This is a genomic window from Pseudomonas sp. SID14000 (assembly GCF_002165135.1).
GTDB lineage: Bacteria > Pseudomonadota > Gammaproteobacteria > Pseudomonadales > Pseudomonadaceae > Aquipseudomonas.
Genome location: NZ_NFZQ01000008.1, coordinates 249448 through 261565, shown reverse-complemented (window position 1 = coordinate 261565; position 12118 = coordinate 249448). Strand labels below are relative to the sequence as shown.

9 protein-coding genes are annotated in these 12118 nt (G+C 65.3%); 5 read left to right on the top strand and 4 right to left on the bottom strand.

Annotated elements, in window-relative coordinates; all coding sequences use genetic code 11:
- Window positions 1-56 precede the first annotated feature (56 nt).
- The 3 genes from CAY82_RS14415 to CAY82_RS14405 all read left to right on the top strand — a co-directional run bounded on the left by CAY82_RS14415 (window position 57) and on the right by CAY82_RS14405 (window position 3982).
- Window positions 57-566, top strand: a complete 510-nt coding sequence (locus tag CAY82_RS14415) for a sigma-70 family RNA polymerase sigma factor (protein ID WP_087501812.1) — start codon at window positions 57-59, stop codon at window positions 564-566.
- Window positions 566-1510 (top strand): FecR domain-containing protein, encoded by a 945-nt coding sequence (locus CAY82_RS14410; protein WP_087501811.1) that lies wholly within the window; start codon window positions 566-568, stop codon window positions 1508-1510. The genes CAY82_RS14415 and CAY82_RS14410 overlap by 1 nt, the downstream gene beginning before the upstream one ends.
- A gap of 66 nt (window positions 1511-1576) precedes the next feature.
- Complete coding sequence (locus CAY82_RS14405; protein ID WP_087501810.1) at window positions 1577-3982, top strand: TonB-dependent receptor; 2406 nt, start codon at window positions 1577-1579, stop codon at window positions 3980-3982.
- Window positions 3983-4191: 209 nt separating this feature from the next.
- On the opposite strand, the gene CAY82_RS14400 is transcribed toward CAY82_RS14405, so the two are convergent.
- Window positions 4192-4608 (bottom strand): RidA family protein, encoded by a 417-nt coding sequence (locus tag CAY82_RS14400; RefSeq protein ID WP_015270679.1) that lies wholly within the window; start codon window positions 4606-4608, stop codon window positions 4192-4194.
- A complete protein-coding gene (locus CAY82_RS14395) occupies window positions 4608-5927 on the bottom strand; it encodes an NAD(P)/FAD-dependent oxidoreductase (protein WP_087501809.1) in 1320 nt (439 codons plus the stop codon). The genes CAY82_RS14400 and CAY82_RS14395 overlap by 1 nt, the downstream gene beginning before the upstream one ends.
- 371 nt (window positions 5928-6298) lie before the next feature.
- On the opposite strand from CAY82_RS14395, the gene CAY82_RS14390 reads away from it, so the two are divergent.
- A complete protein-coding gene (locus CAY82_RS14390) occupies window positions 6299-6976 on the top strand; it encodes a DUF1028 domain-containing protein (protein WP_087501808.1) in 678 nt (225 codons plus the stop codon).
- The gene (gene argE / locus CAY82_RS14385; protein ID WP_087501807.1) at window positions 6969-8129 is read left to right on the top strand and encodes an acetylornithine deacetylase; all 1161 of its coding nucleotides are present in this window, start codon (window positions 6969-6971) and stop codon (window positions 8127-8129) included. Before CAY82_RS14390 ends, argE begins: the two co-directional genes overlap by 8 nt.
- 119 nt (window positions 8130-8248) lie before the next feature.
- Here argE and CAY82_RS14380 read toward each other — a convergent pair whose 3' ends face one another.
- Window positions 8249-9517, bottom strand: coding sequence for a carbohydrate porin (locus CAY82_RS14380; protein ID WP_087501806.1), 1269 nt, complete (start codon window positions 9515-9517; stop codon window positions 8249-8251).
- 128 nt (window positions 9518-9645) lie between these two features.
- A complete protein-coding gene (locus CAY82_RS14375) occupies window positions 9646-12063 on the bottom strand; it encodes a glucose/quinate/shikimate family membrane-bound PQQ-dependent dehydrogenase (protein ID WP_087501805.1) in 2418 nt (805 codons plus the stop codon).
- Window positions 12064-12118 lie beyond the last annotated feature (55 nt).

The following is a 12118-nucleotide window of genomic DNA, read 5'->3' as shown; positions in this document are numbered from 1 at the left end:
TGCGGCATGGTGTAAATTAGAATAAATCTTATTTGCACCACCGCAGGGCCTTCCCCATGATCGACGCCGCGCCGCCACCGGAGCATAGCCTGCCCGCCCTGTACCGGGCCCACCGCGGCTGGCTGGAAACCTGGCTGCGGCGGCGCATGGGCAATGCCTGGGATGCCGCCGACCTCAGCCAGGATACCTTCCTGCGGATCCTGGCCAGCGCCCAGCCGCTGGCAGACATTCGCGAACCGCGTGCCTACCTGCTGACCGTGGGCAAGCGCCTGCTGAGCAACTTCCATCAGCGGCGCAGCCTGGAACAAGCCTACCTCGCTGCATTGGCGCAGTTGCCCGAGCAGCATGTGCCCTCGCCAGAGCAGCGTTGGCTGCTGCTGGAAACCCTGCAAGCCCTCGACGAGTTGCTCGACGGCCTCAAGGCGCCGGTACGCAAGGCCTTTCTCTGGAGCCAGCTGGAGGGCCTGGGCTATGCCGAGATCGGCAAACGCCTGGGCGTTTGCGAGCGCTCGGTCAAACGCTACATGGCGCAGGCCTACGAGCATTGCCTGCTGGCCGAACTATAATGACCTCCCACTCCCCCGAAACGCGTGAGGCACTGCAGGCTGCTGCCCGCTGGCTGGCGCTGGTGGACTCTGGCTGTGCCAGTGAGGGTGACCTGCAGCGCCTGGAGCAATGGCGCACCAGCAGCACCTTGCACGAACACGCCTGGCAAAAGGCACTGCTGTTGCGCCAGCGTTTTTCCGCGCTACCCGGCGCATTGGCCATGGCCACCCTGGACCGCCCGGATACCGGCCGCCGGGCGCTGCTCAAGCAGGCCTTGGGCGTGGCGGCATTGTTGCCGGCGGCCTGGCTGGCAAGCCGCGAACTGCCGCTGGAGGCCTGGGCCGCCGACATGCACACCGCGGTCGGGGAGCGCCGGCAGGTGCTGCTGAGCGATGGCACATTCGTGCAGTTGAACACCGACAGTGCGGTGGATATCGACCTGGGCGCTCGTCGTCTGACAATGCTGCGTGGCGAAGTGGCAGTCAGGTTGCCCGGCAACCTGGGCCTGACGTTGCAGGTGCCCTCTGGCCAGGTGGCGCTAGATGCCGGTGAGGTGTGCCTGCGCCTGGTCGATCAGGCTTGCCGGGTATCGGTGGTCAGGGGCGCGGCCCACCTGCAACCGCGGCAAGGCCCGGCACTGTTGCTGCAGGCCGGGCAGCAGGCCAGCCTGCAAGCGGCCGGGGTTGGCCCTGTCACCGGCCTGGACGCATGGCTGCTGGGCTGGCGCGAAGGGGTGCTGCGGCTGGAGGACCGCCCCTTGGGCGAGCTGCTGCACGAGCTGCGCAGGTACCGCCCCGGCGTGCTGCGCTGGGCGCCCGAACTGGAGGCCCTGCGCGTGACTGGCACGTTCCGCCTCGACGACACCGACCGGGTGCTGGCCTTGCTCGCCGCCAGCCTGCCGTTGCAGGTAGACAGGCGCACGCGTTATTGGGTGAGCCTGGCTGCACGAGAAAATCGCGTGTGAGGCTGTCCCCTTTTTTCCTCTCGCCGGTCATTACCGGTAGGAGCAAATAAAGGGGAGCCTTGTTCAATGCCTGCTGTCATGTCTTGCCGCCTGCGCCCACTGGCGCGAGCAGCACATCCGTTGTTCGCGATGAGCCTGTTGTTGTGTGCACCGGCCTGGGCCGATGAACCCGCCCGGCGCAGCTATCAGGTGCCAGCCGCAAGCCTGGGTGCGGCACTTACCCAGTTTGCCGACCAGGCCGGGGTCAGCCTGTCGCTGGACCCGGCGCTGATCGACGGCCGGCAGAGCAATGGCTTGTCCGGCAACTACAGTGTCGACGAAGGCTTCACCCAGCTGCTGCGCGGCAGCGGCCTACAGTTGCTGCCGGTGGGCGAGGGCGCTTTCACACTGATGTCGGCCCCCCAGGCGGGTGGTGCCCTGGAAATCGACCCGACCAGCATCGTCGGTGGCCTGGCCGCAGGCAACGAAACGCAACCCTATGCCGGTGGCCAGGTGGCCCGTCAGGGTTCACAGGGCCTGCTGGGTACGCGCGACTTCATGGAAACCCCGTTCAGCATCACCAGCTACACCAGCGAACTGGTGAAGAATCAGCAGGCGCGAACCTTGGGCGAGCTGATCGCCAGCGACCCATCGGTGCGCGCCACCAACCCGGCGGGTGGGCGCTTCGAGCAGTTCACCATTCGCGGCTTCAGCCTGTTCAACAGCGATGTGGCCTACAACGGCCTGTACGGCATCCTGCCGACCTATTCGATCGACATGGAAATGGCCGACCGGGTCGATATCATCAAAGGCCCCAGTCAGTTGATCAACGGCATTTCGCCGCGAGGTAGTGTTGGCGGCGGCATCAATGTGCAGCCCAAGCGGGCCGGTGACCAGCCGCTCACCGAGTTTACCGGCAGCCATGCCTCGGCGGGCCAGGCAGGCGGGGCGGTGGACGTGGGCCGGCGCTTTGGTGACGGCCGGCAGTTCGGCGTGCGTTTCAATGGCGTGAAACAGTCGGGCGACACCGAATGGGATCACCAGCGTGTCGAACGCGAAATGGCAGTGTTGGGCCTGGACTTTCGTGGCGAGCGCCTGCGGCTTTCGGCAGACCTCGGCCATACCGAGCGCGACACCGATGCACCGCAGGAGCGGGTGCTGGTCGGTGCCAATGCCAAGGTGCCGGATGCCAACGACGTACGCCACAACTACGCCCAGGCCTGGAGCAGGGCGCGCACCAACGACACCTTCGGTGCGCTGCATGCCGAGTACGATATCAGCGAGTCGCTGCTGGCCTATGGCGCGGTCGGCGCGCGCAAGAGCAACCATGACTTCCTGCGCCACAACGTGTCCATCAGCAACGATGCCGGCGACTTCACCGTGCAGCCGCGCGACTTCACCCGGGATGAAACCGTGCGTACCGCCATGGCCGGCGTGCGCAACTGGTTCCATACCGGGCCGGTCAGCCACGAACTGAACCTGGCCGCCACCTACTTCTACATGGACTTCACCAACGGCGGCGCCCGCTATGCCTCGGCGCCCAGCAACCTCTACCACCCGGTGGCCACGCCGACACCGGGCACGCCAACCCGCATCGACCCCGAGGTTTACACGGAGAACCGCTTCTCCGGCGTGGCTCTGGCCGACACCCTGGGCTTCTTCGACGACCGCCTGCTGCTGACCTTGGGTGCGCGCTGGCAGCGGGTGCAGGTGGATGACTGGAGCGACGGCATCAAGGGGGATACCGCCTACGATGAAGAGAAGATGTCGCCTTCGGGCGGCGTGCTGCTCAAGGTTACCGACCAGCTGTCGTTGTATGCCAACTACATGGAGGGCCTGAGCCAGGGCAAGATCGCGCCGTCGACATCGGTCAACGAAGACCAGATCTTCCCGCCGTTCACCAGCCGCCAGGTCGAGGTGGGGGCCAAGTATGACCTGGGCAAGGTCGCCTTCACCGCCAGTGCCTTCCGCATCCGCCAGCCGGCCTACGAAACCAACCCCACGTCGCGGGTGTTCGGCCGCAATGGCAAGCGCGACAACCGGGGGATTGAACTGAGCGTGTTCGGCGAGCCCATGCAAGGCGTGCGCGTGCTGGGCGGGGTGATGTATATCGACAGCGAACTGACCGACACCGTCGGCGGCGCCTACGATGGCAACCGCGCACCGGCCACGCCCGAGTACAACGTCAACCTTGGCGTCGAGTGGGATGTACCGGGGGTGAACGGCCTGACCTTGACGGCGCGGGGCGACCACTCGAGTTCGCAGTACCTGGACCAGAATAACAGCAAGCAGATCGACGGCTGGGAGCGTTATGACCTGGGCGCGCGTTATGCGTTCAAGGTGGATGCCACTCAGGTGACCTTGCGTGCCAGTGTCGAGAATGTGCTGGACGACCGGTACTGGAGCTCGGCCGGAGCTTCGGATGACAGCGAGCCCGGGCTGACGCTGTCTACGCCGCGTACCTACCTGCTGTCGGCGACCGTGGGTTTCTAGCCCATGCGCGATTCCGTGTAGTCGATTACCCAGCCTTTGGGGGCTGCGCTGTCCCGTAGAGAACTGAATTCGCAAGCGGTCCGCGTACCCTGTGGGAGCGGCTTTAGCCGCGAAGAATCCAACGCGGTGCATGGCACCGGCTGCGCCGGTGTTCGCGGCTGAAGCCGCTCCCACAGGATGCCTGCAACTGACCGCGTTGAACCGATCGATCAGACCGAATCTGGCACCACGGCGATCACATCGATCTCCATCAGCCACTCGGCCTGGGCCAACCCGGCCACCACCAGCCCGGTGGAAATCGGGAACACACCCTTGAGCCACTTGCCCACCTCCTTGTACACCGGTTCGCGGAAGCGCGGGTCGGTGATGTAGGTGGTGGTCTTGACGATGTGGGACAGGTCCGAGCCGGCTTCTTCGAGCAGTTGCTTGACGTTCTTCATCGCCTGCTCGGCCTGCGCCCGTGGGTCACCCAGGCCCACCAGGTTGCCTTCGAAGTCGGTGCCGACCTGGCCGCGCACATAGATGGTGTTGCCGGCGCGCACTGCCTGGCACAGATCGTTGTCCAGGGTCTGGTTGGGGTAGGTGGCCTTGGTGTTGAACATGCGGATACGGGTATGGGTAGGCATCAGTGGGCTCCGAGGGTGCTGACGTTGCTGATCTTGGGTTGCTGCTGCTCATCCGCTGCGCGTTGTTCGCGGTCGCGGTAGGCGGCATAGGTGCGTTGCGTGGCGATGTGGCCGGCGACGTGCTTGGCGTCGTGCCAAACGCCCCAGATGAACGACGAGCCACGGCGCGACAGCCACGGCAGGCCGAGGAAGTACACGCCCGGCTCGCGGGCCACGCCGCGCTGGTGCTGGGGCTTGCCGTTGGCGTCGAAGGTGTCTACCTGCAGCCAGCTGAAGTCGACGCCGTAACCGGTCGCCCAGATGATGCTGGTGACGCCGGCCTTGGCCAGGTCCAGCTGCTGCAGCGGGTTGCGCATGCACTCCGGGTCGGCCAGGCGTTTGCGGGCTTCGGGCTCTTCCGGCAGGTCCAGGCCATTGCGTTCGATGTAGGCATCGGCGGCATCGAGCAGGGCCAGGTAGTTGTCGTCGCCGCGGTTGATGTTCTCGACCAGGTTGTCCTGGAAGCGCGCCACGCCGTTTTCGAACGACTGGGTCAGGCCGACCAGGGTCATGCCCTGGTGGGCGAGGGCGCGGAAGTCCACGGTGTGGCCGCCACGGGCGCCACTGACGGCAATGGTCACGTGCTCGCGGCCAGGCTTGGCGATTTCCGCATCCCACTCACCCAGCACGCCCAGCCACCAACAGAAGTCGCGGTTGCGGTAAGCGCGTGGCGGGCGATCGTGGGCGCCGACCGAGAGGTATACCTGGCGCCCGGCACGCATCAGTTCTTCGGCGATCTGTACGCCGGAGGAGCCGGCGCCTACTACCAGCACGGCGCCTTCGGGCAGTTGTCCAGGGTTGTAATAGGCGGCGGAGTGAATCTGGTACAGGTTGCTGTCTTTCGGCGCTATGGCCGGGATCACCGGCTTCTGGAACGGGCCGGTGGCGGCGACCACGCGGTTGGCGCGAATCACGCCTTCACTGGTTTCGATGGTAAAACCGGGGCGGTCGCTGTTGCGCAGCACTTTCTTCACTTCGATGCCGGTGCGTACGGGCAGGTTGTACTTGCGTACGTACTGCTCGAAGTAGTCGGCTACCTGGTCCTTGCCGGCGAAGGCATCGGCGTCGAGGTTGAATTCCAGCCCTGGGAAGCGGTCGTGCCAGACCGGGCCATTGGCCACCAGCGAGTCCCAGCGACCGGTGCGCCAGGCCTCGGCGATACGCTTGCGCTCCAGCACCAGGTGCGGCACGCCAAGCTTGCTCAGGTGTTCGCTCATGGCCACGCCGGCCTGGCCGGCGCCGACGACGAGGGTGTCGATTTCGAGGTTGTTCAGTGTCATGTCCGAGCCCTTGTTCAGGCGGTTTTTGTCAGGTCGGTTTGGAGGACCGCCGTTGCCTGGGGCCAGACTAGGGATGCCGTGGAAATGGCGAAAATAGTATTTAGCTGGGGCTTGCCGATAAAACGGCGAAGGCCCTGGATTCTGTGGCTTGCGAGTTGAACGCAAAGGGGCCGCGCGCTGTGCTGACAGGAATAATTGGCCCGAAACAGATGTAGGAGCAGCCTTGTGCTGCGAAGCGCCGCGCGGGCGGCGCTCGATCTCAGCCATAGCAAAGTTTTTTCCTGCCTAACCCCTCGGAAAAAGGTCGTTTCGCCGGCCGAAAGGTTCAACCCAGAATGCCGTGTATCGCACAGCACAACAGGAACCATGACATGACTTTTTCCATCATCGGTCGTTGCCAGGAAACCGGCCAGGTCGGTATCGCCATCAGCTCTTCGAGCATCGCCGTGGGCGCCCGCTGCCCGTGGGTACGTGCCGGTGTGGGCGCGGTCGCCACCCAGAACATCACCTTGCCGGCGCTGGGCCCGCAGATTCTCGATGCCCTGGAACAGGGGCAGTTGCCACCTGCCGCAGCGCTGGACCGGGTGCTGAGCGCCAATGGCTGGAGCGAGTACCGCCAGGTCACGGTGATCGACAGCCATGGCCAGGTGGCGCTGTTCACCGGTAAGGAAGCCCTGGGCACGCACCACGCCGTGGCCGGTGAGCAATGCGCGGCGGCAGGCAACCTGTTGGCCTCGACCCAGGTGATCGAGGCGATGGTGCAGGCCTTTGAACAGGCTGGCGGGCATCTGGCCGACCGCCTGCTGGCGGCCATGCACGCGGCGATGGCCGCAGGCGGCGAGGCGGGGCCGGTGCACTCGGCGGCGTTGAAGATTGCCGGCGAGCTGACCTGGCCGCTGGTGGACCTGCGCGTGGACTGGGCCGAGGCCGACCCGATCGCTGTACTCGATGGCCTGTGGCAGGCGTACCGGCCGCAGATGCAGGACTACGTCACCCGCGCCCTCAACCCGACTGCCGCGCCAAGCTACGGGGTGCCGGGCGATGAGTGAATTTGCCTGTCGCGCGCTGCTGGCCAGGCTGATCGGCTTTGCCACGGTCAGCCGGGATTCCAACCTCGAACTGATCAGCTTCATCCGCGACTACCTGGCCGGGTTGGGCGTGCAGAGCGAGTTGTTCCATAACCCGGAGGGTACCAAGGCCAACCTGTTCGCCACCATCGGCCCCAGGGACGTTGGCGGCGTGGTGCTGTCCGGGCATACCGATGTGGTGCCGGTGGACGGCCAGGCCTGGACGGTCGAGCCGTTTGCCCTGAGTGAACGCGACGGGCGCCTGTATGGCCGTGGCACGGCCGACATGAAGGGCTTCATCGCTTCGGTACTGGCGGCTGTGCCCGCGTTCCTTGCCCAACCGTTGCGCCTGCCGGTGCACCTGGCGTTCTCCTATGATGAGGAAGTCGGCTGCCTGGGTGTGCGCCCGATGCTGGCCGCGCTCGGGCAGCGTCCGCACAAGCCGCGGCTGTGCCTGATTGGCGAGCCCACCGAGCTCAAGCCGGTGCTGGGGCACAAAGGCAAGCTGGCGATGCGCTGCCAGGTGCAGGGTGCGGCCTGCCACTCGGCGTATGCGCCATATGGGGTGAATGCCATCGAGTATGCGGCGAAGCTGATCGGCAAGCTGGGTGATATCGGTGATGTCTTGGCATTGCCAGAGCACCACGACGAGCGCTTCGACCCACCGTTCTCCACTGTGCAGACCGGTGTGATCAAAGGGGGTAGGGCGCTGAACATCGTGCCGGCGGAATGCGAATTCGATTTCGAAGTGCGGGCCTTGCCGGGGTTCGAGGCACAGGCAGTGGCCGATCAGTTGCAGACCTATGCCGAGGCTGAGTTGCTGCCGCGTATGCGTAAGGTCGATGCGGCCTGCGACATTCGCCTGCAGCCGTTGAGTGCGTATCCCGGGCTGGCCACGCCGGCGGATAGTGAGGCGGCTCGCCTGGTGGCGTTGCTCAGTGGCTCGGATCAGTTCGGTACGGTGGCGTTTGGTACCGAAGGTGGGCTGTTCGACCAGGCAGGGATCCCGACTGTTGTGTGTGGGCCAGGGAGCATGGACCAGGGGCACAAGCCGGATGAGTTCGTCAGTGTCGAGCAGTTGCGGGGGTGTGATGCCATGTTGCTGAGGCTGGTGAATTACCTCCGGCAGGGTTGATTGCGCTGGCCTCTTCGCGGGTAAACCCGCTCCCACAGGATCTCGTCAGTCTCAAGGCCTGTGCAGTACCTGTGGGAGCGGGTTCACCCGCGAATGGGCCGCAGCGCGGCCCCGGGTATTCAGAAGGTAGCCTTGACCTGCAGGCCAACCACCAGCGCGTTGTCGATGTCCTTCCCGGAGAACGCACCCGGTTCAATGATGTACTGCACATCCGGGCGCAGGTTCAGCCATGGCGTGGCCTGGTAGCCATAGCTCAGCTCGACCAGCTGCTCGGCGCTGTCGATGTCGGGGAACGGCTGCCCGGCATTGAACGCGGCATCTTCCAGCACGTCGCGGCTACGCGGGTTGGGCACGGCACGGCCATAGCCCAGCGCCACGGTATCCTTCGGGCGGCTTGCGAACGGCTTGTACAGCACCACGCCGGCGCCATACCACTTGGTGAACGGTGAGGCAGCCTTGCTCGACGCCGAGTACTGGCCGAAGGCATGCAGGCTGCGGCCCGGCGAGCCCTGGTCGTTCCACACGGCCTGGTCGACCAGCAGGTAGTGGCCGCCACGGCCGGACACTTCCTCGTCGCTGCCGATGCGCTTCACGTCGGAGCTGTCGTAGTAATAGCCCAGTTTGTACTCGCCAGGCAGCTCGCCCTGCAGCTTGTACACCAGCTCTACCGGTACCACGGTGCCGGTGGTGTGCTTAGGGCCCAGGTGCCAGGCGCGGCTGGAGTTGCCGTTGCTTTCCGGATCGACGTTGAACGCCGCCACACGCAGCTGCCAGGACGGCGACAGGTCGTATTTCACCCGCACGCCCAGGTGGGCGTTGGGGTAGTTGGTCCAGCCACTGCCGCCAGACATGTTCAGCGGGTGGCCGCAGAAGCCGGCGTTCATGAAGTTGCACAGGATGCCGCTGTCCAGGCCACCGAGGTCGTTGCCCATGGCCATGTAGCCGAGCTTGACGTTGAGCGCGGGGGTGAACAGGGTGCGCTCGTAGCTCAGCTCGGTCAGGCGGGTGTACAGGCCGCCGAAGTTTTCCTGGATAGGCAGGCGGTTGCCCACCAGGTCCTCCGAGGCACTGTTGCCGCGGCGGTCGTTGATGGTCAGTTGGACCTTGCCGCCGTTGTCCAGGCCATACAGTTTCGACAGGTCGAACTGCACGCCCAGTTTCAGGTTTTGCGAGTAGCGCGCCGAGCGGTGCAGGCCACCGTGGGCGTTGTAGGCGGTTTCGCCGCTGTAGTCGCCGGTGAACTTGACGCCGTCTTCTTCCAGCTGGTGACGCAGGCCGCCCCAGTCACCGGTCAGGGTGCTGCGGGTCATCAGGTCGCCGTCGGCCAGGGCGGTGCTGCTGGCCAGGGCCAGCAGCAGGGTGGGGGTGATGCGAATTGCGGATGGCATTGCTGAATCTCGGGTTGTTATCCAGGGCTTCTTCGCGGGTGAACCCGCTCCCACAGTGACTGCACCATCAGTAAGGGCAGTGCTTATCCTGTGGGAGCGGGTTTACCCGCGAAGAAGGCGACGCGGTCTTACGGCAGAGCGTAAGAAATCACGTAGTCGCCACGGTCAGTCGACTGGCGCGCGCCGCCAGCAGTGACCACCACGTACTGCTTGCCGGTCTTCGGCGAGACGTAGGTCATCGGGCCGCCCTGGCTGCCCACTGGCAGGCGAGCCTTCCAGATTTCGTTGCCGTTGCTGCTGTCGTAGGCGCGCAGGTAGAAGTCCTGGGTACCGGCGATGAACACCAGGCCGCCCTGGGTCGACAGGGTGCCGCCGAGGGTCGGCAGGCCGATCTTGATCGGCAGGTGCATGCGGATGCCGAGCGGGCCGGTGTCCTCGACGGTGCCTACCGGTACCTGCCACGCCACCTGGCGGGTCTTCATGTCGATGGCGGTCAGGGTGCCGAATGGCGGTGCCTGGCACGGAATGCCGGCCACCGACAGGAAGCGGTTCTTGTTCACCGCATACGGGGTGCCCTTGAGCGGTACTGCGCCCATGCCGGTGTTCAGCGCTTCGCCACCGGAAGCGGCATTGCCTTTGTTCTGCGACGGGATCATCTGGATCCACAGGCCCAGGCGCATGTCGTTGACGAAGATGAAACCATGTACCGGGTCGGTGGAAATGCTGCCCCAGTTCATGCCACCCAGCGAACCCGGGAAGCTCAGTGACAGGTCGGTGCCCGGCGCGGTGTACAGGCCGTCGTAGCGCATCTTCTTGAAGTTGATGCGGCACAGCAGCTGGTCGTACGGGGTAGCGCCCCACATGTCCGATTCGGTCAGGGTCTGCGCGCCGATCTGCGGCATGCCCACCGACTTCGGCTGGGTTGGCGAGTACGGCTCGTCAGGGATGTTGCCTGGCTTGACCGGTACTTCGTCGACCTGGGTCAGCGGCTTGCCGGTGGCGCGGTCGAGCACGTAGATCTGCCCGGCCTTGGTGCCGATCACCACCGCAGGTACCGACTGGCCGTCGTCCTTGGTGAAGTCGATCAGGCTCGGCTGCATCGGCAGGTCGAAGTCCCACAGGTCGTTGTGCACGGTCTGGAACACCCACTTCTGGTTGCCGGTGGTGGCGTCCAGGGCCAGTACCGAAGCGCCGTAGGTATGGTCCAGCTTGCTGCGTTCAACGCCGTAGATGTCGGTGGACGACGAGCCCATCGGCAGGAACACGGTATTCATTGCCGGGTCGTAGGACATCGGAGCCCAGCTGTTGGGGGTGCTGCGCACATAGGTGCTGTCGCCCTTGGGTGCCTGGCGATCCCCCGGATTGCCGGGGTCGAAGGCCCAGCGCATTTCACCCGTGATCACGTCGAAACCACGGATCACGCCGCCCGGCATGTCGGTCTGGACGTTGTCGGCGATGCGACCGCCGACCACCACGGTGGTACCGGCCATCAGCGGCGCGGAGGACAGCTGGTAGTAGGAGTCCGGCACATCCCCCAGGCCGGCCTTGAGGTCGATCTGGCCGTTGTTGCCGAAGCCCTGGCAGAACTCGCCGGTGTCGGCGTCGACGGCAATCAGGCGGCCGTCGATGGTGTTGGTCAGCAGGCGACGCTGGCAGTTGGCACCAGCCGCCACGCTGACGGCGGTGATCGGCGAGCTGTTCGGCTGGGTCGGCTGGGCGATGGCGGCGGTGGCGTCGAAGTAGGCCATGCCGCGGCAACGCTGCCAGACCTTGGACTGGGCGTTGATCGCGTTCTTCCACAGCTCTTTGCCGGTATCGGCATCGAGGGCGATCAGGTTGTTGTGCGGGGTGCAGATGAACACCTTGTTGCCGACCTGCAGCGGGGTCAGCTGGTCTTCGGCACCGTTGCCGTCGCTGAGGGCCACGTCACCGGTCTGGTAGGTCCAGGCCACTTTCAGCTTGTCGACGTTGTCGCGGTTGATCTGGTCCAGCGCGGCGAAACGGCTGCCACCTTCGGTGTTGCCGTAGTGGGCCCAGTCCTTCTGCGCTTTGTCGGCCTCGACCGGGGTCATGCCCGGGCCTTTGCCGGTGGGGGCGACGCTGGGGTGGGCAACGAACATGTTGCCGACGGCGATCGCCAGCACCACGGCCATCACCCCGGCAACGCCATGGGCACCACGGCCGGCGCTGCCACCGTTGGCACGGGCCAGCAGCGGGTAGACCAGTGCCACCACCATGCCGATTGCGCCGAACATGAACAGGCGCGAGAACAGTGGCCAGAACACCAGGCCAGCGTCGAACAGCGCCCAGATGACAGTACCGGCCAGGAACGCCGCATACAACCATGCGCCAGCGGGCTTGCGAAGAGCGACAAGGACACCGGCAATGGCCATGGCCAGGCCGCCGGTCAGGAAGTACCAGGAACCGCCCAGGCCGGCCAGCTTGATGCCGCCCGCAGCCATGAGGAGGCCGAGCAGGGCGATGATCACGCCCAGGCCGACCAGGATGATGTTTGTAGCGCCAGAAGCGCGCGGTGTTTCTTTCATGCCAGGGATCTCAGCAGGTGGAATGCGCGCAGTGTAATCTCTTAGCTTGCTAATT